Annotated in this window: 24 protein-coding genes; 19 read left to right on the forward strand and 5 right to left on the reverse strand. The window is 32.8% G+C overall.

Annotated elements, in window-relative coordinates:
• Positions 1-3: 3 nt before the first annotated feature.
• Positions 4-669 carry a DNA alkylation repair protein gene (locus HB672_RS11980; RefSeq protein ID WP_167769767.1) on the forward strand — a complete coding sequence of 222 codons (666 nt, stop codon included), beginning with the start codon at positions 4-6 and terminating at the stop codon, positions 667-669.
• A complete protein-coding gene (locus tag HB672_RS11985) occupies positions 670-1,383 on the forward strand; it encodes a hypothetical protein (protein WP_167769768.1) in 714 nt (237 codons plus the stop codon).
• Positions 1,384-1,385: 2 nt separating this feature from the next.
• Here the strand turns inward: HB672_RS11985 and HB672_RS11990 are convergent, their stop codons facing one another.
• Both HB672_RS11990 and HB672_RS11995 read right to left on the reverse strand, forming a co-directional pair.
• Complete coding sequence (locus HB672_RS11990; protein ID WP_167769769.1) at positions 1,386-1,916, reverse strand: hypothetical protein; 531 nt, start codon at positions 1,914-1,916, stop codon at positions 1,386-1,388.
• Between the two features lie 128 nt (positions 1,917-2,044).
• Positions 2,045-2,719, reverse strand: a complete 675-nt coding sequence (locus HB672_RS11995; RefSeq protein ID WP_167769770.1) for a DUF4386 domain-containing protein — start codon at positions 2,717-2,719, stop codon at positions 2,045-2,047.
• 169 nt (positions 2,720-2,888) lie between these two features.
• On the opposite strand from HB672_RS11995, the gene HB672_RS12000 reads away from it, so the two are divergent.
• Both HB672_RS12000 and HB672_RS12005 read left to right on the forward strand, forming a co-directional pair.
• The gene (locus tag HB672_RS12000; RefSeq protein ID WP_167769771.1) at positions 2,889-3,443 is read left to right on the forward strand and encodes a LemA family protein; all 555 of its coding nucleotides are present in this window, start codon (positions 2,889-2,891) and stop codon (positions 3,441-3,443) included.
• 4 nt (positions 3,444-3,447) lie between these two features.
• A complete protein-coding gene (locus HB672_RS12005) occupies positions 3,448-5,181 on the forward strand; it encodes a DUF2207 domain-containing protein (RefSeq protein ID WP_167769772.1) in 1,734 nt (577 codons plus the stop codon).
• Positions 5,182-5,233: 52 nt separating this feature from the next.
• Here the strand turns inward: HB672_RS12005 and HB672_RS12010 are convergent, their stop codons facing one another.
• Positions 5,234-5,611, reverse strand: a complete 378-nt coding sequence (locus HB672_RS12010) for a hypothetical protein (protein ID WP_167769773.1) — start codon at positions 5,609-5,611, stop codon at positions 5,234-5,236.
• Positions 5,612-5,986: 375 nt separating this feature from the next.
• Here HB672_RS12010 and uvrA point away from each other — a divergent pair, with 375 nt between their 5' ends.
• The 12 genes from uvrA to HB672_RS12070 all read left to right on the forward strand — a co-directional run bounded on the left by uvrA (position 5,987) and on the right by HB672_RS12070 (position 22,178).
• On the forward strand, positions 5,987-8,818 hold the full coding sequence (gene uvrA, locus HB672_RS12015; RefSeq protein ID WP_167769774.1) for an excinuclease ABC subunit UvrA: 2,832 nt from the start codon (positions 5,987-5,989) through the stop codon (positions 8,816-8,818).
• Between the two features lie 29 nt (positions 8,819-8,847).
• The gene (locus tag HB672_RS12020; protein ID WP_167769775.1) at positions 8,848-9,537 is read left to right on the forward strand and encodes a TIGR00730 family Rossman fold protein; all 690 of its coding nucleotides are present in this window, start codon (positions 8,848-8,850) and stop codon (positions 9,535-9,537) included.
• A gap of 25 nt (positions 9,538-9,562) precedes the next feature.
• Positions 9,563-10,819: a T9SS type A sorting domain-containing protein gene (locus HB672_RS12025; RefSeq protein WP_167769776.1), complete on the forward strand. Its 1,257-nt coding sequence runs from the start codon at positions 9,563-9,565 to the stop codon at positions 10,817-10,819.
• Between the two features lies 1 nt (position 10,820).
• Positions 10,821-13,655: a M1 family metallopeptidase gene (locus tag HB672_RS12030; RefSeq protein ID WP_167769777.1), complete on the forward strand. Its 2,835-nt coding sequence runs from the start codon at positions 10,821-10,823 to the stop codon at positions 13,653-13,655.
• A 163-nt stretch (positions 13,656-13,818) separates the two neighbouring features.
• Positions 13,819-16,230 carry an alpha-ketoacid dehydrogenase subunit alpha/beta gene (locus HB672_RS12035; RefSeq protein ID WP_167769778.1) on the forward strand — a complete coding sequence of 804 codons (2,412 nt, stop codon included), beginning with the start codon at positions 13,819-13,821 and terminating at the stop codon, positions 16,228-16,230.
• Positions 16,231-16,309: 79 nt separating this feature from the next.
• Complete coding sequence (locus tag HB672_RS12040; RefSeq protein WP_167769779.1) at positions 16,310-17,914, forward strand: class I SAM-dependent methyltransferase; 1,605 nt, start codon at positions 16,310-16,312, stop codon at positions 17,912-17,914.
• Between the two features lie 99 nt (positions 17,915-18,013).
• A complete protein-coding gene (locus HB672_RS12045) occupies positions 18,014-18,670 on the forward strand; it encodes a hypothetical protein (protein WP_167769780.1) in 657 nt (218 codons plus the stop codon).
• A 322-nt stretch (positions 18,671-18,992) separates the two neighbouring features.
• Positions 18,993-19,715 carry a sensor histidine kinase gene (locus HB672_RS12050; RefSeq protein ID WP_167769781.1) on the forward strand — a complete coding sequence of 241 codons (723 nt, stop codon included), beginning with the start codon at positions 18,993-18,995 and terminating at the stop codon, positions 19,713-19,715.
• 4 nt (positions 19,716-19,719) lie between these two features.
• Positions 19,720-20,397, forward strand: a complete 678-nt coding sequence (locus HB672_RS12055) for a LytTR family DNA-binding domain-containing protein (protein ID WP_167769782.1) — start codon at positions 19,720-19,722, stop codon at positions 20,395-20,397.
• A 5-nt stretch (positions 20,398-20,402) separates the two neighbouring features.
• Positions 20,403-20,780, forward strand: coding sequence for a DoxX family protein (locus HB672_RS12060; protein ID WP_167769783.1), 378 nt, complete (start codon positions 20,403-20,405; stop codon positions 20,778-20,780).
• 103 nt (positions 20,781-20,883) lie between these two features.
• A complete protein-coding gene (locus tag HB672_RS12065) occupies positions 20,884-21,384 on the forward strand; it encodes a barstar family protein (protein ID WP_167769784.1) in 501 nt (166 codons plus the stop codon).
• A gap of 53 nt (positions 21,385-21,437) precedes the next feature.
• On the forward strand, positions 21,438-22,178 hold the full coding sequence (locus HB672_RS12070) for a hypothetical protein (RefSeq protein ID WP_167769785.1): 741 nt from the start codon (positions 21,438-21,440) through the stop codon (positions 22,176-22,178).
• Between the two features lie 34 nt (positions 22,179-22,212).
• Here the strand turns inward: HB672_RS12070 and holA are convergent, their stop codons facing one another.
• Positions 22,213-23,217, reverse strand: coding sequence for a DNA polymerase III subunit delta (gene holA / locus HB672_RS12075; RefSeq protein ID WP_167769786.1), 1,005 nt, complete (start codon positions 23,215-23,217; stop codon positions 22,213-22,215).
• A gap of 117 nt (positions 23,218-23,334) precedes the next feature.
• Here holA and HB672_RS12080 point away from each other — a divergent pair, with 117 nt between their 5' ends.
• The 3 genes from HB672_RS12080 to HB672_RS12090 all read left to right on the forward strand — a co-directional run bounded on the left by HB672_RS12080 (position 23,335) and on the right by HB672_RS12090 (position 25,721).
• On the forward strand, positions 23,335-23,781 hold the full coding sequence (locus tag HB672_RS12080; RefSeq protein WP_167769787.1) for a type I restriction enzyme HsdR N-terminal domain-containing protein: 447 nt from the start codon (positions 23,335-23,337) through the stop codon (positions 23,779-23,781).
• The gene (locus HB672_RS12085; protein WP_167769788.1) at positions 23,778-24,767 is read left to right on the forward strand and encodes a glycosyltransferase family 2 protein; all 990 of its coding nucleotides are present in this window, start codon (positions 23,778-23,780) and stop codon (positions 24,765-24,767) included. Before HB672_RS12080 ends, HB672_RS12085 begins: the two co-directional genes overlap by 4 nt.
• A gap of 96 nt (positions 24,768-24,863) precedes the next feature.
• A complete protein-coding gene (locus HB672_RS12090) occupies positions 24,864-25,721 on the forward strand; it encodes an OmpA family protein (RefSeq protein ID WP_167769789.1) in 858 nt (285 codons plus the stop codon).
• A gap of 51 nt (positions 25,722-25,772) precedes the next feature.
• Here the strand turns inward: HB672_RS12090 and HB672_RS12095 are convergent, their stop codons facing one another.
• Positions 25,773-26,393, reverse strand: coding sequence for an L-threonylcarbamoyladenylate synthase (locus HB672_RS12095; RefSeq protein WP_167769790.1), 621 nt, complete (start codon positions 26,391-26,393; stop codon positions 25,773-25,775).
• Positions 26,394-26,419 lie beyond the last annotated feature (26 nt).

A 26,419-nucleotide genomic window follows, 5' to 3' on the forward strand; every position in this document is an offset into this window, starting at 1 on the left:
TATATGTTTATTAAAGACCTCATCGACTTATACAGTAAGCATGCCAATGCCGAAAATGCAACTCACATGAAAAATTACATGAGAGGTCAATTCGAGTTTTATGGTATAAAAACTAAGGAACGTAGAACGCTTTTAAAACAAGCCATAGCCAATAATAAAGAAGAAGTGGTTACAAATGTTCGCGAACTTACTTTTCAATTATACGATTTGCCTCAGCGCGAATTACACCTTACAGCTAATGAGATTTTCGACAAACAACTCCGCAAAAAATATCTAAAAGATGATATTGTTTTAATTGAAAGGTTAATCACGGAAAACTCTTGGTGGGACACTGTCGATTTTATCGCCAAATGGGTCTTAGGTAACTATTTAACCATGTATCCAGACATGGTTAAAACAACCATAACTAGGTTTTCAAACGTAGATAATATATGGCTAAACAGAAGCACGATTATTTTTCAGTTGGGATACAAACACAATACCGACGAAGAGTTATTGTTTAAACAATGTATGGCTCATAAAGAATCTAATGAATTCTTTATACAAAAAGCCATTGGTTGGGCACTACGAGAATATGGAAAAACAAGCCCTCAATCTGTATTAAATTTCGTAAATTCAACCAGTTTAAAGCCTTTAAGCCATAGAGAAGCTATTAGAAATATTATATAAATGAAGTTGAAAAAGACATTAAAAATTATAGCTGGTGTGGTTGTGTTTTTTACATTGCCAACCTTACTCCTTTTAGGCTACATTTATTTTAAATACAACGAGGATGTGCCTGTTGGGATTGAAGGTGAAGCAGCTGATGCTTTAGCAGATAATATGCTAGATGCTTTAGATTACGAAGCATACAAAAAAACAGAATATATTGAGTGGACGTACCAAAACAAACGTCGTTACGAATGGGATAAAGCCAATAATTTATGTACTGTTCGTTGGAAAGAGTTTAAAGTAGATTTACATCTTAATTTCCCTGAACGAAGTAAGGCTTACGTCCATAGCTTTAATATTATTGGCGATCAAAAAGATGCATTAGTTACTACAGCATTAAATTATTTTAATAATGATTCTTTTTGGATTGCTGCTCCTTATAAAGTCTATGACGATGGTGTAAAACGCAGTGTCGTAAAAAGAGATGGCAAAGATGCACTGTTAGTCACTTACACACAAGGTGGCACGACTCCAGGTGATTCGTATCTATGGTCGTTTGATACCACAGGAAAACCTCTTAAATTTAAAATGTGGACAGACCTTTTACCTATGGATGGCCTAGAAGCTTCTTGGAGTGATTGGACAACCACTAAAACAGGAGCACAACTCCCAACCTTTCATAAAATACTCTTCTTTGGGTTTGAAATAAACCATATTAAAACGACGAGGTAATCCTACTTACTACTCTGCCCTGAAAACTGTTGTGTTTTTTGCTTAAACAACACATTAAACGTTGTTAAACTCCCGTAACATCTCGTAATGTATTGTTGCAAGTCTATTTTTTCTTGCTCGTCAAGATTTTTACTAGAGTTTATTTTTTGCTCCATCACTCGTAGTCTGTCGCGAAGCATGACTATTTTATGAAAAAATGTATCTATTGGCACTTCTTTACTTTGCAACGCTGTATCTCCAGGTTCTAGAATAAGGTTACCACCTTTCCATTTATCTGCAATGGGCACAACCTCACTAGCATCACTCCACTTTTTGAGTATCTCTACTAAACTACTTTCGACATCAAACAAGCTTACTGTATCTACATCGTCTGCGTTTGAACGTTCAATCACTTCAAATTCGCTATCTAATTCTATGGTCTCTAAACCTTTGTCTATAAAGGTTACCCAATAATGTCTTGATGTTACATTTGTCACTACGCCTTTTCCGAAGTCTGAGTGGCTTATTCTAGAGCCTATCCCTAATAATCTCATATAAATTTATTTAAAGTTCCCGTAAAAGTGGGAATCTGTCTTATTACTATACAAGTATATAGATTTTTTTGAAAACTTCGAAAGTTAAAAAGTATGATTTAGCTTAACCACGTCGTGTGCCATTTTTCTTATTCCCTTTCCTCTTTTAATTCTGGAGAACTAAAGCCTTTAATTATTAACCAAATTGGAAGTGCTAATTGTATTAATCCCATTGGAAGCATCATGTTCATACTTATACTCTGTCCAAAAATTGAAAACAACACCTCAACAAACATGAGTAAAACAGCAAATATTCCAAAAATAGAGATTACTCTTGGTACAATCCTTGAAATATAAAAACCATAATACAACACAAATACAGGAAAGCAAGAAACTAGCAAATACATATAATGTGTCCAGTGATGTTTCTCATAAACTAGATTGCCCATTGCTTGTAACGTATTAGAATCTCCATTGGTTACATAGTCATTGCTTAACTCCAACATAGATACAACACTTACGTTATCAAGCATGAGCGCAATAAAATTTAGAATACAAAAAGTCAGATATAAAAATGCCACGTAGTAGCTGTGTTTTTTAAAAATCGGCAACAATAACGTCGCAATAACGATAGATGCTAGACCACTTAAAATACCGAGTAATGCAGAACTAATAATTTTGCTTGAATTTTCAGATGTAGACGTAAGAAAATCATCTGAGAAAAGTACAGGACCTTGTAGCACCTGAAAGATGACTACACCAGAAATAAAAACGAATAGAAATAATAAGCCAGAAATTCTTCCAGTTTTTTTGTTTGAATACATAGTTGATTGTTTTGATTGATTATGTATATGTAGCTTAACTGCACAGAAAGTTACAAATCGTATCTATAGCACTTTACAATTATACAATTTATTATGCTTTTGTTAGTATTTTAAAGACATAGCTTTTTCATTAAATTTTAATATCTTTAATACTTAAAATTTAATTACTATGACAGTAACATACGCATTAATTGGTCTTGTAGTATTAGTAGCATTTTATGGTGTTGGAATTTACAACAGATTAGTAAAATTAAAAACACTCGTAGCCGAGGCTTGGAGTGGCATAGACGTGCAATTAAAAAAACGTTATGATTTAATCCCAAACTTAGTTGAAACCGTAAAAGGCTATGCAAGCCATGAAAAGGAAACCTTTGAAAATGTCACTAAAGCAAGAAGTCAAGCACAAAATGCGACGACTGTTGAAGGACAACAAGCTGCAGAAAATCAATTAAACAAATCGCTAATAAATTTATTTGCAGTAGCAGAACAATATCCTGAGCTAAAAGCAAACGAGAATTTTTTAAGCTTGCAAAACGAATTGTCTGTTGTAGAATCTGACATTGAAAAATCAAGACGATATTATAATGGTACAACGCGAGATTATAATATATTAATAGATTCGTTTCCTTCAAATATTATTGCTGGAATTACTAAATTCACCAAAGCAGTATTTTTTGAAATTGACACTGAAGCTGAAAGACAAAACCCTCAAGTAAAATTTTAAAGCGTTGAAACAACTCTTTTTTATTGTACTATTAATTACAAACACTTTTTCTTTGTTTTCGCAAAGTGAACGAGTGCTTTCATTTCATTCAGACATTGAAGTAGACACCTCAAGTACCATCACTGTAAAAGAATCTATTAAAATTTATGCTAACGGAAACGTTTTTAAAAGAGGTATTACTCGTACTATACCAACAGTAAGTAGAGATAGTTCTGGTAGAAGCGTAAGATTAGATTATAAAATACTGTCTGTAGAAAGAGATGGTAGAGTTTCAAAATACCATACAGAAAAAGCAAGTAATGCCATTACCATTTATGTTGGAGAAAGTGATGTGTTTTTAAATGAAGGTGAATACGACTACACAATTACTTATCGTATGAGTGGACAAATTCGGTTTTTTGACACTTACGATGAAATTTACTGGAATGTCAATGGTTTTGATTGGGAGTTGCCTTTTGGTCAAGTGTCCAGTCAAATCACATTACCAGAAGGCGGAAGCATTATTCAAAACGCTTGTTATACCGGTAGCTATGGCAGCGAAAGTAGCAACTGTAGTGCTACAATAATATCAGACAATAGTATAAGTTTTAATGCTAATAATTTTAGAGCTGGAGAAAACCTAACGGTTGCAGTAGGTTTTAACAAAGGCATTGTAAATCAACCTCCACCACCACCTCCTCCAACATTTTTTCAAAAGTTTGGAGCGCTTATCTTAAGTGGACTTATAAGTTTAATACTTTTATTTTATTACGGTTTTACTTGGTTAAAGTTTGGTATTGACCCAGAAAAACCAACGGTATTTCCCCAATTTGAAGTTCCAGAAAATATGACACCTGCTTCAGTTGGCATGTTAGATAAGTTCCGCTATCATGGCGATTTAATTACAGGTTCCATTTTAAATTTAGCAGTAAAAGGATATCTTAAAATTGAAGAAGATACTCAAGATTATGTTTTTGGCATCTTTAAAAGCAAAACGTTTTTTATCCATAAAGTAAAGGACGATACAGGAGCACTCAACGATGAAGAACGTGTACTGTTTAAAAAACTTTTTTCGACCACATCTACTGTAACCTTAGATGGAAAATACGACTCAAAAATACAAAGCGCGGTTAGCGCCTTTAAATCATCATTAAGGAAACAGCATCATGGTTTAATTTATCAAGGGTTCAATGCAAAATTTTGGGTAGTTCCAATATTAACAATCATCGCTTATGTGTTTTTGTTTGTCTTTTTAGCGTCGCAATATTTCCAAGGTGAAAATGATGGAGTGATATTCGTTTTATTCTTGATTTCAAATATTGTATTCTTTTTAATTTACCAATATTTAATTAGAAAACCTGCTGTAGAAAAACTAAGGCTTAAGTCATTAATTGATGGTTTTAAAATGTACATGAGTGCAGCCGAAGAAAAGCAAATTGCCCACTTTAATCCACCAAATTTAACTCCTGAAATTTTTGAAAAATTATTGCCATATGCAGTCGTGTTAGGAGCAGAAGATGTCTGGGGAAACAAATTCCAAAACCTCATTGATAAATCGCTAATAGACCAAAGCTATCAACCAACATGGTACACTGGAGGACGTATTGGCAACTTCTCGACCTTTAACCATACCTTAAATTCATCATTATCCAATTCCTTAAGCAAATCTGCAACGCCACCATCAAGCAGTGGTAGTGGTTCTGGTGGTGGTGGATTCTCTGGCGGCGGAGGCGGTGGCGGCGGAGGTGGTGGCTGGTAGGCGACACTGTTTTTTGTATAACAATTATACTATGTGCTTAAAATAGATGATTTTATGAAGGAAAAATTTGTTGCAAACAATTACTTTGATCATCTAAAAACTCATTAATCTCTTCAATAAATGTTTCTTTTTGTTCTTCTCGATTTATTGTTAGATGGATAACTATAGATTCTGTTTCTGGCTGAAGTCCAGTTGTAATAGTCCACGTTAAAGCATTAGGACATTCTAACAATGTAAAACGCAATCCTCCTCTAATTTCATTTCTAGTTAAAGTAAATTCACCCCAAATACTTCCAATACTGGCTTCAATATTATTTCGAATACTAATAATAATTATTTCATTGCTCATCAATTCTAGGTTTTCTAGAGTTAATAGCTCTTGTATATCTTTATCTTGTGTCTTTTGTTTAATAATTCGGAAAAACTCCATGTTAAACTTATTTTTTTTAATTTTTATATTCCAATTCGAGTATCGACATAATTATTAGGCTTTGGTATTCTCCATCTTTAAAAATACTATCTCTTAATATACCCGCTTCTTTAAACCCTTTGGTTTGATATAAATCGTTTTCTTTGATTGGATTAAGTATTAGTAATTGAAAGTGTTTTTTCTGAAGTTCGTTTAATGCTTTAATATAAACTTTTTTAATTGTTTATATTAAATGTTAAACGAAGTTAGCCTTTTAAAGTGATAAAATCAATACGTATAACTACGTATATAAACCCACACTTATCAACAATTCACTGTTAGTACTTTGCTTCGTATTTACCTATAAAATCTGTACCTTTGCAACTTTGCCAATTTATGACCAATTTTAAAGACTATATAGATGTTCAAGGTGCTAGGGTTCACAACCTAAAAAACATAGATGTGACTATCCCTAGAGAAAAACTTGTAGTAATTACAGGCTTATCTGGTAGTGGTAAATCATCCTTGGCGTTCGACACCATTTATGCCGAAGGACAACGACGCTACATTGAGACTTTTTCTGCCTATGCACGACAGTTTTTAGGTGGTTTAGAACGTCCAGATGTCGATAAAATTGATGGTCTTTCGCCAGTTATTGCCATAGAGCAAAAAACAACCAGCAAATCACCACGCTCTACTGTTGGCACGATTACTGAGATTTACGATTTTTTACGTCTGTTATATGCACGTGCAAGTGATGCCTACAGTTTTAACACTGGCGAAAAAATGGTAAGCTATAACGATGAGCAAATTCAAGCCTTGATTATAGAGAGTTTCGCAGGCAAACGTATCAATATTTTAGCACCAGTAGTACGTTCTAGAAAAGGACATTACCGCGAACTCTTTGAACAAATTGCCAAACAAGGCTTTGTAAAGGTGCGAACTGATGGAGAAATTAAAGACCTTGTAAAAGGCATGAAACTGGATCGTTATAAAACTCACGATATAGAAATTGTGATTGACAGACTCAAAATTGATGAGAATGTTGATAACGACAAACGCCTCACTGAAAGCATTAATACTGCCATGTATCATGGTGACAATGTGCTTATGGTAATTGATAACGACACCAACGAAGTTCGCTATTTTAGTAGAAACCTTATGTGTCCTTCATCTGGAATTTCGTACCCAAACCCTGAGCCAAATAACTTCTCATTTAACTCTCCAAAAGGCGCTTGTAGCAAGTGTAATGGTATTGGAACCTTATACGAAGTAAATGAAGAAAAGATTATTCCAGACCCAACATTATCTATAAAAAATGGTGGATTAGCACCTCAAGGACCACAAAAAAACTCTTGGATTTTTAAGCAATTGGAAGCAATCGCAATGCGTTATGAATTCGATTTGGCTGACCCAATACATAAAATCCCTAAAGATGCTATGCAAATGATTTTGTATGGTGGTAACGAAAAATTTACCGTAGATAGTAAAACCTTAGGTGTATCAAGAAATTATAGCATCGATTTTGAAGGGATAGCTAATTTTATTGAGAGCCAATATAGAAATGCAGAGTCTACCTCAATTAAACGTTGGGCAAAAGACTATATGGATAAGGTGGTGTGCTCCGATTGTGGAGGTTCACGATTAAAGAAAGAATCATTATACTTTAAAGTTAATGGTAAAAACATTTCGGAATTAGCCAATTTGGATATTGTTGATTTAGCAGATTGGTTTGAGAATCTAGAAAACCATTTATCGGATAAGCAAAAAGCAATTTCAGAAGAAATCATCAAAGAAATAAGGGCAAGAGTTCAGTTTTTATTAGATGTTGGTCTTACGTATTTAACCATAGACAGAAGCTCAAAATCTCTTTCTGGTGGTGAAGCACAACGTATTCGTTTAGCAACTCAAATAGGGTCGCAATTGGTTGGCGTACTTTATATTTTAGATGAACCAAGTATTGGTTTACACCAACGTGATAACGAAAAACTCATCAATTCGTTAATCTCTCTGAGAGATATTGGTAACTCAGTCATTGTGGTTGAGCATGATAAAGACATGATTGAACGCGCAGACCATGTGATAGATATTGGTCCTTTTGCAGGAAAACATGGAGGTGAAATTATTAGCGAAGGGACTCCTAAAGAACTATTAACACACCATACACTCACCGCAGATTATTTAAACGGAACAAAAGAAATTGAGATTCCGAAAAAACGACGCAACGGTAACGGAAAAACAATGAGTTTAACTGGTTGCACTGGGAATAATTTAAAAAATGTGTCGGTAAAGTTTCCGTTAGGAAAAATGATTGGTGTTACTGGTGTTTCTGGTAGTGGGAAGTCCACATTAATTAACGAAACCCTCTACCCTATTTTAAACAACTACTATTTTAATGGTGTAAAAACACCAATGCCTTATACCAAAATTAATGGCTTAAAGCATATCGACAAAGTGATTGATATTAATCAGTCGCCAATTGGCCGAACACCACGCAGTAATCCTGCTACATACACAGGCGTTTTTAGTGAAATACGGAGTTTGTTTGCTAAAATTCCTGAAGCGATGATACGTGGTTACAAACCTGGTCGTTTTAGTTTTAATGTCGCTGGTGGACGCTGTGAAACCTGTAAAGGTGGTGGTTTGCGAGTGATTGAAATGAATTTCCTGCCAGATGTCTATGTGGAGTGTGAAACTTGCCAAGGCAAGCGTTTTAATCGTGAAACGTTAGAGATACGCTACAAAGGAAAATCGATTAGCGATGTGTTGAATATGACTATTGAAGAAGCTGTTCCGTTTTTTGAATTGATTCCAAAAATTCATAGAAAACTAAAAACCATTCAAGATGTTGGTTTGGGTTATATTTCTTTGGGTCAACAAAGTACGACACTTTCAGGTGGTGAAGCACAGCGTATAAAACTCGCTACCGAATTAAGTAAACGCGATACAGGAAACACCTTTTATATTCTCGATGAGCCTACAACTGGCTTGCATTTTGAAGATATTAGAGTATTAATGTTAGTACTTAACAAGTTAGTAGACAAAGGTAATACTGTGCTAATTATTGAACATAATATGGACGTTATAAAAACGGTAGATCACATTATTGATATTGGCTATGAAGGTGGTAAAGGTGGTGGACAAATCATTGTAGAAGGCACTCCCGAAGAAGTAGCAAAACATCCAAAAAGCTATACAGCTAAGTTCCTAAAAAAAGAACTAAATTAGCCTTTGGTTAAAATTAAACAAAAGAATTTATGAATAAGGAATTACATCCAAAAGGTTGGAATGAAATAAAAACAAATGACTCATGGGCAATTTTTAAAATCATGGGAGAATTTGTAAATGGTTATGAAAAATTAAGTCGCATTGGTCCTTGTGTGTCCATATTTGGATCTGCTAGAACAAAACCAGATAATAAATATTACAAATTAGCGCAAAGTGTAGCCCAAGCAATAGTAGAAGCTGGTTATGGCGTTATTACAGGTGGTGGCCCAGGAATTATGGAAGCTGGTAACAAAGGTGCACATCTGGCTGGAGGAACCTCAGTTGGATTAAATATAGACTTACCTTTTGAGCAGCATGACAATCCATATATAGATAGTGACAAGAGCCTTGATTTTGATTATTTCTTTGTTAGAAAAGTAATGTTTGTAAAATATTCACAAGGGTTTGTGGTAATGCCTGGTGGTTTTGGCACACTTGATGAATTGTTTGAAGCGATGACTCTTATTCAAACTAATAAAATTGAGAAGTTTCCAATTATCCTAGTTGGCACTGAGTTTTGGAGTGGTATTATGGATTGGGTTAAAGACACGCTACTTGATAAATTTGGAAATATTAGCGCAACCGATTTAGATTTAATCAATCTAGTAGATACAGAAGCTGAAGTTATTGACATTTTAGATTCATTCTATAAGAAATACGAGCTAAGTCCAAACTTTTAATATAATTAATCCTTTCTCCCTAAGAATGGTAAAAAAATACATAGTAGTAATTTTAGTAATGCTCACTAGTTTTTTTGGGTTTTCACAAGAAACCTTTAAAGCTATGTTTTATAATGTGCTAAACTTTCCCTTACAGCAACCAGCAAGTAGGATTCAACATTTAGATGTGGTTCTAAATGACTATTTGCCTGATTTATTCATGATTTGTGAGTTAAACACTGAAGCTGGAGCAAATACCATATTGCAAACCATGCAATTTATTAATCCAGATTACCAAAGAGCCGCTTTTGTAGAAAACACTTCTGATGATAATTTTGGTGACCAGAATGAATTACAGAATATGATTTTTTATGATAGCTCTAAATTTATTTTAGAATCGCAAGCAGTTGTTACAACTATTTACCGTGATTTTAATCATTATAAATTAAAGTTAAACGCCACCGATCAAGCTAGTAATCCTGTATATCTAGACGTATTTGTAACGCATTTAAAATCTTCCAGCGGAACTGCCAACAAAAATTTACGCAAACAAATGGTTGATGCTTTTGTGGCATATCTAAGTACGATGCCTAACGATAGTAATATTTTATTAGCTGGAGATTTAAACCTATATACCTCTTCTGAACCTGCTTTTCAAGAATTACTTGATAACACCAATAATATTACCTTAATGGATCCAGCAAATCGTATTGGAAGCTGGAGTAATAACACAACATATTTGGATGTATTTACACAATCTACAAGAACCACAAATGCTCTAGGTGGCGCAAGTGGTGGTTTTGACGATAGATTTGATTTTATTATGACATCTGAAAATATGACTACAAATCCTGATATTTCTTTTGTTTCTGGAACTTATCAAGCCTACGGAAACAATAATAATATTAACTGTTATAACGCTGATATTAATTCTGCGAATTGTAGTGGTGCCTCCTTTAGCCAATCCATTAGAGATGCGCTTTACTATTTTAGCGACCACTTGCCAGTAACATTAACATTAGAAACCAATAGGTCTTTATTAAATACCAAAACAGTAGAGTTTAAAAACGGAATAACTATTGAGGGAAGTAATTTAGTGGGTGACATCGTTACATTAAAAATAAGTGAGCAACTAGATATAAATAGATTAACTATTTATAACATTCTAGGTCAAAAAATGAAAGAATTCCAAGTTAATGATAGGAATTTTGCAACTTTAAATGTTTCATACTTGTCAACTGGTATGTATTATATTATTGCTGACAAAAAATTAACAGAGCCCTTAAAATTTATCAAACGCTAATTTGAGAAACAAAATTCTACATATATTAATTGCTGCTTTAGTATGTGCTAACGCATTCAGTCAAGATAAAATTGACATAAAAGCGACGTTTAATGTAGAATTTGATCAAATACAAATCCACCAGTTCATTGCTTATAAAAATGTATCGAAAGACACTTTAAAGAATATCTATTTAAACGATTGGAGTAATAGCTATTCAACAAAATCAACGCCTTTAGCTAAACGTTTTTCCGAAGAGTATGATGGCAAATTTCATTTTGCCGAAAGTGAAGAACGTGGATTTACGGTTATAACATCCATAGTCAATACAAAAAATACCCGTTTAAATTTTGAAAGGCTACAAGAACATCCAGATGTATTAAAAATAGATTTAGCAAATCCCTTACTTCCTAACGAAAGCTATAATATTATATTAGAATATATTGTAAAACTGCCCAAAACAAAATTCACAGATTATGGTGTCACGCCTTTAAAAGATTACAACTTAAAATATTGGTACATAACACCAGCTGTATATAATGGCGACTGGAATTACTATAGCAATAAAAATTTGGATGATCTTTTTATCCCAAAAGCTGACATAACGTTACAAGTAGAGTTTCCGAGAAATTATGTGTTGACTTCAGAGTTAGATTTAGTAAATACCACGCAAAGCAACAATTCTCAAACAATTCTCTTGCAAGGAACTAATAGAGTAGATAGTAAATTGTTTTTACAAAAACTACCATCCTATAAAACAGTTCAAACTGATAATTTTTCTATAGTATCAAATTACACCGAAAAAGATTTAGAACCATCTAAAAAAGCCATTATCACTGATAAAATAACAGCTTTTGTAACAAAACATCTTGGATCATATCCTCATAAAAAACTTATTGTTTCAAATATTGATACTAAAAAAGATCCTGTGTATGGTTTAAACCAACTACCAGATTTTATAAGACCATTTCCTAAAAATTTCCAATACGAATTACAGTTATTAAAAACCACTCTTGGTAATTATCTAGACAACACCTTACTTATCAACCCAAGGAAAGAGCAATGGCTAAAAGATGGAATTCAAGTATATTTTCTAATTAAATATATTGAAGAGAATTATCCAGATATGAAATTAGCTGGTACTCTAGCCGAAATTTGGGGACTAAGATCTTTTCATGCTGCATCTTTAAAATTTAATGAGCAATATAATTTAGTGTATTTACACATGGCCAGAACCAATAGAGATCAAGCTTTAACAACTTCAAAAGATTCTCTATTGCGTTTTAATAGTGATTTAGCAAATAAATATAAAGCTGGAGTTGGATTAAAATACCTGGACGATTTTATTAACGCTCAAACTTTAGAAAACACACTAAAGGAATTTTTAAAAAATAACCAACTGGAGAATACGTCTACCAAAGCATTTGAAACATTTTTAAAATCTAAAACCAATAAAAACCTCGATTGGTTTTTTAAAGAGTACATCAACACCAATAAAAAGATAGATTTTAAAATTAAGGCTGTAAAAAAGACTGAAGACTCTGTAACACTTACCATAAAGAATAAGCGAAACAACAGTATGCCAATTTCGTTGTTCACACTAAGAAACGATACTGTAACATCAAAAACTTGGATAGAGAATATCAAGAATAGTAAAACCATTACTATTCCAAAACATGACATTAACAAGTTAGTTTTAAATTACGACAACTCTATTCCAGAATACAACTTAAGAGACAACTGGAAGTCTTTAAACGGTTTTTTAGCAAATAACAAACCTTTACAAGTTAGACTATTTAAGGATTTGGAAGATCCATCTAAAACACAACTATTTTTAATGCCAGTTGTGGAGTTTAGAAATATATATGATGGATTGATTCTTGGTGGAAAATTTTATAACAAAACCTTATTGCGTCGTGGATTTAATTATAAAATCTCACCTAATTATGGTACAAAATCTAAGTCATTTACTTTTTCGGCTTCAGTCAGTTACACACATAATATTGAAAACAAGGATTTATATGCAGTTTCATATGGGCTATCTGGGAAGTACTCTTCGTATGCGCCAGATTTATTCGCAAGAGTTATCACACCTTATTTAAGGTTTAATTTTAGAGATCATACAGACTATAGATCAAACAAATTTCAATCTCTTAATTTTAGGTATTTAGATATTAACAGAGATGAAGATATTAATAACATAGCCAATAACACCAACCCAAACTATAGTATTTTTAACGCAAGGTACGTCAATACAAACCCAGGATTGATAAACTATTACAAGTGGTTTACCGATTTTCAGTTGTCAAAAAATTTCGGAAAGCTATCGTTTAATTATGAATTTAGAAAACTATTTGAAAGCAACAGACAAATCAATATTCGCTTTTTTGCTGGTGCTTTTTTATACAACAAAAACCCTACAGGTTCCGATTATTTTAGCTTCGCTCTAGATCGACCAACTGATTATTTATTTGATTATAACTATTTAGGGCGCTCAGAAGCTTCAGGAATATTCAGTCAACAAATCATTATAGCCGAAGGTGGTTTTAAATCAAAATTAAATACCCCATTTGCAAACAGGTGGATAAGTTCTGTCAATTTTAGTACTACTCTTTGGAAATATATTCAGGCCTATACCGATTTTGGTTTAGTGAAAAATGCCCTTAATCCTGTCAAATTTCAATATGATTCAGGTTTAAGAGTCAATTTAGTTACCGATTATTTTGAAGTCTACTTCCCTATTTACTCAAATCTTGGATGGGAAATAGGACAACCAAATTACGATCAAAAAATACGCTTTGTATTTACGGTAGACCCAAAATCTCTTTTAGGATTATTCCGTAGAAAATGGTACTAGTTAATTTAAATTATTCTCACCAAAGAATTATTTTTCTTGTTTTTTTTGATTAATCATCAGTTTTATTTGTTTTTTATTGAGAATTTATTAATTTATTAACAATGTGTGCCATTGCGTAAAACATAAAAAATAGCTAAATTTGCAACACCTTAATCCCTAATAAATGCAAACAAATCCAGAGATAACCAAAAGCATGTCTTTTAATGATTTTAAGAGCGAAATCATTAACGATTATACCATTGCAGTTACAAGTAGAGAATGTAGTTTACTTGGTCGTCGTGAGGTATTAACTGGGAAAGCTAAATTTGGAATATTTGGTGATGGGAAAGAGATTCCGCAACTAGCTTGGGCAAAAGCATTTAGAAATGGGGATTTTAGATCAGGCTACTACAGAGACCAAACATTTATGATGGCTATTGGCGAATTAACCATCCAACAATTTTTCGCTGGTCTTTACGCACATACCGAGATTGACGCAGATCCAATGAGTGCAGGAAGACAAATGGGTGGCCATTTTGGAACTCACAGCTTAGACGAAAACTATAATTGGAAAGATCTTACCAAACAAAAGAATTCCAGTTCAGACATATCTCCTACCGCTGGACAAATGCCAAGGTTATTAGGATTAGCGCAAGCATCGAAAATTTACAGAAATGTAGAAGGAATTGATAGCACAAAGTTTTCGGAAAATGGAAATGAGGTTGCTTGGGGAACTATTGGGAATGCTAGTACAAGTGAAGGTGTATTTTTTGAAACCATCAATGCTGCTGGTGTTTTACAAGTACCTATGGTTATTAGTATTTGGGATGATGAATATGGTATTTCGGTACATGCAAAACATCAAACTACTAAGGAAAACATATCTGAAATTCTAAAAGGTTTTCAACGAGATGAACATGGCAATGGCTATGAGATTATAAGAGCAAAAGGTTGGGATTATGCAAGCTTAGTCAATGCATTTGAAGAAGCTTCTAAAATTGCAAGAGAAGAGCATGTTCCAGTATTATTGCACGTTCAGGAATTGACACAACCGCAAGGTCATTCTACTTCTGGATCGCATGAGCGCTATAAAAGTCCCGAAAGATTAACATGGGAAAAAGAACACGATTGCATTGCTAAAATGCGAGAATGGATGATTAGTAATAGTATTATTACAAACGAAGAAGCTACGCAATTAGAAAAAAACATCAAAAAACAAGTAAGAGACGGTAAAAAAGATGCTTGGAACGCATTTATTTCTCCTATTCTCAAAGATAAAAGTGAACTTATAGAATTACTCAACAAAGTTTCACAAACAAGTCACAACAAGGTGTTTATTCAAAAAATAGTAAATGACTTGAATACTGTTGATGAACCAACAAGAAGAGATGTAGTTTCAGCAGCACGTAAAGCGCTACGTTACATTACTTTTGATGACTCTCTTGAAAAAGAAGATTTACAAGATTGGATTAACAACTACTTTGAAACCAATCAGCCAAAATACAGTTCTCATCTTTATAGTCAATCCAACCAAAAAGCTACCAATATAGAAGGAATAACGCCTACCTATGATGCTGATGCTTCTATGGTAGATGGTAGAATAATCATTAGGGATAATTTTGATGCTATTTTCAGTAAATATTCCGAAGCACTAATTTTTGGTGAAGATTCTGGAAACATTGGTGATGTTAATCAAGGACTAGAAGGCTTACAAGAAAAGTATGGCGAACTTAGAGTAGCAGATGTAGGAATTCGTGAAGCCACCATAGTTGGTCAAGGTATTGGTATGGCGATGAGAGGACTGCGCCCAATTGCCGAAATTCAATATTTAGATTATTTAATGTATGCGCTTCAAATAATAAGCGATGACCTTGCTACTTTACATTACAGGACTTTAGGAAAACAAAAAGCACCAATGATTGTTAGAACAAGAGGCCACAGACTTGAAGGTATTTGGCATTCTGGTTCACAATTAGGTGGAATTTTAAATTTAGTAAGAGGCATTTATGTGCTTGTACCTCGAGACATGACCAAGGCTGCTGGTTTTTATAATACCATGCTAGAAAGCGACCAGCCAGCTTTAATCATAGAATGCTTAAACGGTTACAGGTTAAAAGAAAAAATGCCTAATAATATTGGTGAATTTAAAACACCTGTTGGTGTTGTTGAGACTGTAAAAGAAGGAGCAGATATTACTTTAGTATCCTATGGTTCTACTTTAAGAATGGTGGAACAAACTGCAAAAGAATTGCTAGAAGTTGGTATAGATGCTGAAGTGATTGATGTGCAATCACTAATTCCATTTGATATTAACCATGATATTCTAAAAAGTCTTGAAAAAACCAATCGCCTGATGATTATTGACGAGGATGTTCCTGGAGGTGCTTCAGCATATATTCTAGATAAAATTATGAATACTCAAAAAGGGTACTTACATCTTGATAGTCAGCCTAAAACACTAACGGCCAAAGAACACAGACCAGCTTATGGCACTGATGGTGATTATTTTTCAAAACCATCATTAGAAGATATTTTTGAAGCAGTTTATAATGTGATGAATGAGGTAAACCCCGAAGATTACCCTAAACTGCGTTAATTTAATTCATCTATTAAAAAATGTAAAGCGCTTATTAATAGCGCTTTTTTCATATATTTAAGTAATTAACAGCTTAAATATGCTCACAAAAAAAGATAAAGAACAGCTTAGAAGCATCATTTTTCGTCACTTAGATGGCATTGCTGTTGCCACTACTGCTTTTGCCTTGCATAAAAAAGGCATCATCAAGCATTTACAAGATAATAATCAAGATACTTTAAGTGATTTAACGACTACTTTCAATGCAAACGAAGGTTATTTAAATGTAGCCTTAAGAATATTATGCTCACAAGGTTGGTTAGATAGAAGTTTTAATAACAAAAAAAACACTATTACGTATACAACCAACCAAAATAGCAATCAAGCTTTTAATTTAATCCCATTATACGAAGATGCAATAAACCTCATCGCCTATTTCATTAAATTTCCTGAGGAACGCATTGGACCAGATGCATTTAGTGTCTTGGAGAAAATATTTAATAAATACGAAAATGATTTTGGCTTAAAGAATATAAAAGAAGGTTCCATTGAGCATCAAATATTAATGCACATAGAAGGGGTGATTATTGCGCCAATTATTGTGATGTTAGGTGTTAACGGATTATTTCATAAATATTTTATGGAAGCTTCTTTTAGAGCTCAGGAATATCATCAAAACCCTGAAAGTTTTAAAAAAATATTAGACTTCTTCACTTATCTAGGTTGGTTTCTTAAAAAAAATGACACGTATAGATTTACAGATAAAGGTTTGTTTTTTGCAAAACGCGCTAGTGCTTATGGCGTTACAGTTTCTTATTTACCAACGTTTTACAAGCTAGATGAACTAATTTTTGGGAATCCGTTAGTATTAAAAACAGAGTCGCCAAACGACACCGAAAAGCATGTGCATCGTGAAATGAATGTTTGGGGAAGCGGTGGCGCACATTCTACCTATTTTAAAGTGATTGACGCTATAATCATTGAGCTTTTTAATAAACCCATAGACGATCAGCCAAAAGGTATTTTAGATATGGGTTGTGGCAATGGTGCATTTATTCAGCATATTTTTGATGTTATTGAACACCAAACATTAAGAGGAAAACTACTAGAAGAACACCCTTTGCTTCTCGTTGGAGCCGATTTTAATCAAGCTGCTTTAAAAGTAACAAGAGCAAATCTTATTAAAGCTGATATTTGGGCAAAGGTGATTTGGGGAGATATTGGCAGACCTGATTTATTGGCAAACGATTTAAAAGAAGATTACGACATCGATTTAAAAGATTTATTAAACGTTCGTACATTTTTAGACCATAACCGTATTTGGGAGCCTCCAAAAAAAGCAATCAATAAGGTTAGTAAATCCTCAGGCGCTTACGCTTTTGAAGGAAAAAGGCTTAGTAATAATCTAGTTGAAGATTCTTTAAAAGAACATTTACAAAAATGGAAACCTTATGTTGAAAAATTTGGATTACTAATAATAGAATTACATACAGTAAATCCAAAACTTGTTTCAGAGAATTTAGGCAAAACTGCTGCAACGGCCTACGATGCTACTCATGGTTATTCCGACCAATATATTTTGGAAGTCGATGTATTTAATTCTGTTGCCAAAGAAGCTGGCTTATATCCTGATGAACGCTATTTTACAAAATTCCCAAATAGTGAATTGGCTACAGTTAGTATTAACCTTTTAAAAGGAAAATAAATTGTTCGACATGAGTTAATCCATGTTTGGCGAAATTTGTTGATTTACACATTACATTGTTATTGTTTTGTTCTAAGAAATCAAAAAACCTTAGAAATTATGAAAACTAAATCACTAATATTAATTTGCTGCTTAGCATTTTTTAGTTCTTGTATTGTAAAATCTATTCGTCCATTTTACACAGCTGATTCCACAGAATATCAAGCACACTTGGTAGGAGAATGGACAGATAACAAAAAAGGCAGTTGGGCAGTTGCATCATTTAAACAACTATTTTTAGAAGAAAATAAAGATTGGTCTAAAGTTAGTGTGGAGGAGAAAGCTACTTTCGAAAAATACAAAGATGGCTACCAAATTACCTACACAAAAAAGAACAATGAAGCAGTTTTTATGGGAATGCCATTTAAAATAGACAACCAATTGTTTATGGATTTTATTCCTTTTAACTATGAAGATATTGGTAATGACTTAGTGAGTCAGCATTTACTTAGAACACATTCGGTAGCGAAAATAGATAAAACAGCAAACGGTCAACTAAACATTACATGGCTAGATGAAGCTAGATTAACAGATTTGTTTGAGAAAAACCAATTAAAACTTGAATATGAAATTATTGGTTTAGAAGAATCGTTTGTACTAACAGCTACTTCTGAGGAATTGTACGCGTTTTTAAAAAAATACATGAAATCTGATATCGAAAACAAATGGGAATCTTCTGAAAAATTTACTTTAACTAAAACGAATGCTCAACCTTAATCCATATTTAAAAAAACTAAATAACCACAGTCCACTTTTATTTAATTTGGCACTGTGGTTTTGCTCGTTTGTTATTTTACTATTCATTTTTTCTAAAGGACAAAAACCAATTAAGATAGATTATATCTACACTATTAGTTTCTTAGTTAGTGTCGCAATTCCTGTTTTAATTAACTTATACGTATTACTACCACGCCTACTAAAAAAAGAAAAATATTTGTTGTTTGGAATCGCATTTATTGCAAATCTCATCGTATTTACACAATTGCACAATTGGTTATTTGAACCATTGTTAGATAAATTATTCCCAAATTATTTTTTTATGTCTTACTTCTCAAACACCAGACATATCATCATATTTAGCATATTTTTAATTTCAACAACACTTTTAAAGCTATCTGAAGATTGGTTTTATTTTAATCAAAATGAAAATAGAGCCCTAAAGTCTCAAAACGAGCTCATACAAATTCAATTATCTTCTTTACGTTCGCAAATAAATCCTCATTTCTTGTTTAACTCGCTAAACGTTATTTATGCACTAGCTATACAAAAGAAAGACAATATCAAGGATGCTGTTGTACAATTATCTGATATATTACGCTATGTAATTTATGATTCAAATACCGAAAGAGTCACTTTAAAAGACGAAATGATACTTTTAAAAAACTATATAGAATTTCAAAAATTTAGAGTACAAGGGTTTAATAATATCAACCTAAAAACCGAAATAGAGAATGAATCTTTTGAAATTTATCCCATGTTGTTGTTGCCTCTCATTGAAAACAGCTTTAAACATGGTGTAAAAGGCGATTTAGAGGAGACATTCATTAACATAACAATGAGTCAGAAAGGCGATAATTTTAGCTTTAAAATTGAAAATAATAGTTTAGAGGAAAATGACAATAATACTCTTGAAGCATCTGGCGTTGGACTTGAAAACATCAAAAAAAATCTAGACATTGTTTACCCAAATAATCATACATTTATAACAGACAATAGGGATAATATTTTTACTGTGAAACTAACTATAAACGCACAACAATAAGGCTATGAAGCTTAACTGTTTAATTGTAGACGACGAGCCTTCTTCACAATCCATATTAAAAATATTTTGTGAAGATGTGGACTTTCTAAACGTTATTAAAATTTGCAATAACGCTTTGGAGGCAATGTCTATTTTAAACAGTCAAAACGATATTGATTTGCTGTTTCTTGATATTAATATGCCTAAATTATCAGGATTGAATTTTTATAAATCATTATTAAACCCTCCAGATGTCATTTTCACCACAGCCTACTCAGAATTTGCTTTAGATGGCTTTGAAGTAAATGCCATAGACTATTTACTAAAACCCTTCTCTTTCGAACGTTTTTTAGCGGCTGCAAACAAAGCCTTAAACAAGAAAAAATCAGAGAATAATAGTGATGACACAATTATAATTAAAGCAAACAAAGTACTTCACCAAGTACATCCAGATGATATTTTATTTGTGGAAGCATTTGGCGATTATGTAAAAGTGCATCAAAAAAATACGGTAATAACAACCAATAGCACCTTTACCAATATTTTAAAAATTTTGCCTAAACAATTTGTGCGTTGTCATAAGTCGTTTGCTATTAATTTAAAAAAAATGAATAGCTTAGCAGGAAATGTGATAACCATTGGAGATAAAACAGTTCCTATTGGTCAAACTTATAAATCGGACTTTTTAAAGTCATTAAACTAATAACCATGTTTACAAAAAACTACAACGACATAGCCTTAGCCATTTTAAGAATAGGTACCTCAGCAATGATGTTAACCCATGGAATCCCTAAAATAAATCGTTTGTTTGCTGATGAAGTTCAGTTTATGGACTTTCTAGGTTTAGGTGCATCAACATCTCTAACTTTAGCCTTAATAGGTGAAGTGATAGCACCACTATTTATCATTTTTGGGTTTAGAACAAAACTAGCTGCTATTTTCCCGATAGCAACCATGTTAGTGGCTTTCTTTTTTGTGCATTTAGATGACCCTTTTGGGAAACAAGAAAAAGCGCTACTCTACTTAATGGCATTTTTAGTTATATTTTTAGCTGGTCCTGGAAAGTATTCGGTGGATGGGAAATAGAAACTCTGATAAGCCCTGAGTTATAAACATCTAATTCTTATAAATATCATTATATAAATAAGTTGTGCTTCATTATCCAGAACGCACGTGTTGAATACGAAAAATGGAACTAAAAGAAGATAAAATAGAGAGAGATATTGAAATTCTGAAAGACGGACCAATATGTAAATATTTCAAAAATGGAATTTTGAACGAAGATTTAATTTGGTTTAGCAATAACAATTTTGAGATTATAGAAATGAATTGTCAGAATTGGAATCGAAAAAACGCTCATCAGAAATTAAAAATCGCTCTGAATTCTCCAGATTATTATGGAGAGAATTTAGACGCATTCAATGATTGTCTTGGAGATTTATATAACAAAAAATATAAAGGCTTAATATTAGTTTTTAGGAATTTTGACAACTTTGTGGAAGAAGATGGGAGATTTGCGGAAGGAATTCTTGACAATATTGCGGACGAATCTAGAATTTGGCTCGTAACTGGACAAAAATTAATCGGACTTGTACAATCAAACAATCCTGATTTGAATTTTCCAAAATTGGGCGGAATAACTCCAAATTGGAATTCATCTGAATGGTTTGATGCTGACAGAAAAAAATAACGAAATCATACACAAGCACGTTGGCAACAAGCTAAAAAAACAGGACGCTAAAAATGAAAATCCTCTCTTTTATTTTGACATTTTTAATTCTATCAAGTTGCGATGATTCTAAAAATTCTATTCATACTCAAACAAAAATCGACCTTGAATTGGTTGATAATATTTACATTAAAAAAAGACTTAACGAAACTGACTCAATTCGTTTGACCAATGAACAAACTGAACTCTTTGTAAAGGAATGGAATAACGCAAAGTCAGAAGGACTTTATAAAATGGGACCTGAATTTTGGATAATTCTAAAACTCAAAAATGATTCAATAAGAAAGTTCAGGACAAATAGAAATCTAATAAAAGAAAAAAATGATTGGACTTATTCTTTATCCGATTCAACATTAGTTAGTTCATTTTGGAAACCTAAATATCCATTTGCAAAACCCGAAAATTATGACCCAATTTCATTTCTAAAAGAAGTTTCTTCAAATTTAAAAACTGAGAAAGATACTTTAAGAATCGGAATGACAATGATTGGAGATTTTCCACTTGATTGGGTAAAAGTAGAACACATTGAATATTTAATTAGGTCGTTGGAATCAAAAGAAATTTGTGGCTGTTATCTAAACCCATTTTCGTCCTATATACCAACTGACAATTTTGCCGAAAAAGGCGGTTACGCTGGAATTTTTATTAAAGCATATAAAGAGAAACAAAAAGTTGAATTAGGATTATACTCTTGTCCGAAAGTTGATGAAAAACTAAATGCGGAATTGACAAAATGGTGGAAAGAAAGAAAATAAAGCCAGTTGCCAACACCCTATATAGTTCATCACCCTAACTCATAATCCTAACCATTAACTCCTTCAATAAATCACCTTGAGGTACAGCGTTAGCACCAACACCTTTACTTTTTACATCAAACTCACGTAAGGTGGCAATCACGCTACTTACTTTTTTCATTGGGTAGTTTCTTGCTGCATTTGTATATTCATTCACAAAATATGGGTTTACTCTAAGTTTTGAAGCAATATTTCGTGGCGATTTATCATTCAAGCCATGTAAATGCAATAACTGAGCGAAAAAACTAAATAACAATGATACAGTCACTACCATTGGGTTGTCCTTTGGGTTATCAGCAAAGTAATTGATGATTTGGTGTACCTTAACAACATTCCTCTCACCTACTGCCTTACGTAATTCAAAATTATTGTAGTCTTTAGAAATGCCAATATTTTCCTCAATAAGCTCTGGCGAAATTTGAGTGTCTTTAGGTATAATCAGTTGCAGTTTTTCCAACTCATTATTTATTTTACTTAAATCGGTTCCTAAAAACTCCACCAACATTTGTGCAGCTTTTGGAGAAATACTATAACCTTTAGGCGACAATACACGACGTATCCAATCGGCTACTTGGTTTTCGTAGAGTTTTTTGCTTTCGTAAACTACACCAACCTTATTAATCGCTTTATACAACGCTTTACGCTTGTCTATTTTTTTGTATTTATAATTAACAACTAAAACAGTTGTTGGTTGTGGGTTTTCGGCATAAGAAGCTAATTTCTCAATGCTACGCGACAGGTCTTGCGCTTCTTTTACAATTACTACTTGGCGCTCTGCCATCATTGGGTAACGTTTGGCGTTTCCTACAATATCATCAACCGATACATCACGACCATATAACACCATTTGGTTAAAACCCTTCTCTTCTTCTGCAAGAACATTGTCTTCAATGAAATCAGAAATCTTATCAATATAATAAGCCTCCTCACCCATTAGAAAATAAATAGGTTTTAAATTGCCATTTTTAATATCGTTTACTAGCTGTTTAACTTCGTCCAAAGCAATTAATATGATTAATTAAGTCAGTTCGAGTTGCGTCTCAAAATTTCGAGAACTTCTCGATAAAATTTTCTTTGAAAATCACTCGAAATGACATTATAATTATAAATTTGTGATGTGCAAAAATTAGATTTTCCCACATATACCTTCCGATTCAAAAATAGCGAAAATAAACCTTATATTTTTGATGACATCCGCAAAAAATTTGTGGTTTTACAACCAGAAGAATGGGTGCGCCAACATTGTGTGCAATATCTCATTAATGAAAAAAAATATCCCAAATCATTAATTAATGTCGAGAAGGAATTAAAAATAAATAACCTTAAAAAGCGCTATGACATCGTTGTGTTTAATAGTGATGGTACTATACACTTAATTGTAGAATGTAAAGCGCCTAAAATCACCATTAATCAAAGTGCTTTCGACCAAATTGCTCGATACAATTTGGCACTAAATGCCACATTTTTGATGGTTACCAACGGATTAAATCATTATTATTGTAGTATCAATTTTGATGAAGAACGCTATCAATTTTTAAGGGATATTCCTGAATACCAACTGTGAAAATAGCCATTGTCATACTAAACTGGAACGGAAAGGCATTGTTAGAACAATTTTTGCCTTCGGTAATATCATTTTCCTCAGAAGCAGGTATTTATGTAGCAGATAATGCTTCTAGTGATAATTCGGTTGAGTTTTTAAAAACGCATTTTCCACAAGTAACTATTATTCAAAACAGTACAAATGGTGGTTATGCCAAAGGTTATAATGATGCGTTAAAACATATTAAAGCAGATGTGTTCTGTTTATTGAACAGTGATGTTGAAGTAACTAAAAACTGGTTATCACCAATTCAAGAAGCTTTTATTAATGAGCCAAATACTGCAATTATCCAACCAAAAATTCTAGACCAAAAAAACAAAGATTATTTTGAATATGCAGGAGCAGCTGGTGGATTTGTAGATAAATTTGGTTATCCGTATTGTCGTGGACGCATTTTTAACACTATAGAGAAAGATGAAGGTCAATATAATGATATAGCAGATGTTTTCTGGGCTTCTGGTGCTTGTTTATTTGTGAGAAGTAGCGTTTATAAGACTTTAGGAGGTTTTGATGAAGCTTTTTTTGCTCATATGGAAGAAATAGATTTTTGTTGGCAAACTAAAAATTTAGGATTCGATATTAAATATGTAGGCACTTCAACCATTTACCATGTTGGAGGAGCTACATTAAGTAATACAAGTCCAAAAAAAACATATTTAAATTTTAGAAACAGTTTATACACGCTAGTTAAAAATGCATCTGGAAACATTTTTTATCTTGTATTAGTGAGATTGCTTCTAGATGGTATTGCTGGAATAAAATTTCTATTAGAAATAAAACCTAAGCACACATTTGCAATTATTAAAGCACACTTCTCTTTTTACAGTCATTTAAGTACGCTTCTCAAACAAAGAAAATCTCAAAATAGGCTACCAAAATACTACTCTCAAAAAAGTATTGTTTGGACATATTTTATTACCAAAAAACGATATTTTAAAAGTTTATAAGTCCGTTAGTAAAAGTTTTGTTAATACTAAGTATAATTGGGCTTTTTTACATAATTTTGTGATATTCGTCAAATATAAATTAATTAACATCGTATCATGAAGAAAATTTTATTGTTAAGCCTATCTGCAATGCTTGTTTTAAGCTCATGCGTATCTAAAAAAGAATATGCTGCTCTAGAGGCAAAACAACAAGAAACGCAAGACCTATTAAATACTGCAACTATTAAATTAAATGCTTGTCTATCTGACGCTGCTGCTGCAAATGCACGAGCAGAATCTTTACAAGATCGACTTGCAGACATGAAAAAAAATAACGAAAGTCTTATTCAGCAAACTAAAGACCTAACAATGCTTACTGCAAAAGGAGCTGATAACATTGAAAAAACTTTAGAAAGTATTAAAGAAAAAGACCTTAAGATTACACGTTTACAAGATGCTATCAACAAAAAAGATAGTGTAACTCTAGCTTTAGTAACAAGTTTGAAACGAGAAGTTGGCTTAAACGATCCTGATATCGAGATTAATGTTGAAAAAGGAGTAGTGTTTATTTCTATATCTGATAAATTATTATTTAAAAGCGGAAGCTACGTAGTGACATCTAATGCTAAAAATGTATTAGCTAAAGTTGCTAAAGTAGTTAATGACAAGCCAGATTTTGAATGTATGGTTGAAGGGCATACAGATAGTCAATCTTTCCAAAAAGGTGTGTTATTAGATAACTGGGATTTAAGTGTTAAACGTTCTACATCTATTATTAGAGTTTTAGAAGATTTAGGCGTTAATTCTTCACGTTTAATAGCTGCTGGTAGAAGCTACCATGTACCTTTAGTTGATAATGATACTGCTGAAAATAGAGCAAAAAACAGACGTACACGCATTGTTGTTATGCCAAAAATTGATCAGTTTTACGATATGATAGAAAAAGAAATGAAAACACTTTCTGCTGGAAGTTAATCGTATTTCAAAATAATAAAAAAGCTCAACCGAAAGGTTGGGCTTTTTTTATTAAAATATCTCTAAGCTGCCTTTCCCTTCTCTGATCACTTCTGGTTCATCTCCAGAAAAATCTATAATGGTCGACGGTTCGTTATCTCCATAACCACCATCAATCACCATATCAACTAGATTATCCCATTTTTCAAGAATCAATTCGGGATCTGTAGTATATTCTAATATTTCATCTTCATCATAAATTGATGTTGAAATAATTGGATTTCCTAATTGCTTCACAATTTCTAAAGCAATATTATTATCAGGTACTCTAATCCCTACTGTTTTTTTCTTTTTAAATGCATTAGGTAAACTTTTGGCACCAGGAAGCACAAATGTATAAGGTCCAGGAAGTGCACGTTTTAAAACCTTAAATGTTGCAGTATCAATTTGCTTAACGTAATCACTTAAATTACTTAAGTCATGGCACACAAACGAAAAATTTGCTTTCTCGAGTTTAACCCCCTTTATTCTGGCAACACGCTCTAATGCTTTATTATTGGTAATGTCACAGCCCAAACCATATACAGTATCTGTTGGGTAAATAATTAAACCTCCCCTTTTTAAGACAGCAACAACTTTTGCAATTTCTTTTGGGTTTGGGTTATCTTCATAAATTTTCACAAATTCGGCCATAATTATTATCTTGCTAATGCGTTATA

This window comes from Gaetbulibacter sp. S0825, assembly GCF_011777505.1.
In the GTDB taxonomy this organism is placed as follows: Bacteria; Bacteroidota; Bacteroidia; order Flavobacteriales; family Flavobacteriaceae; genus Pontimicrobium.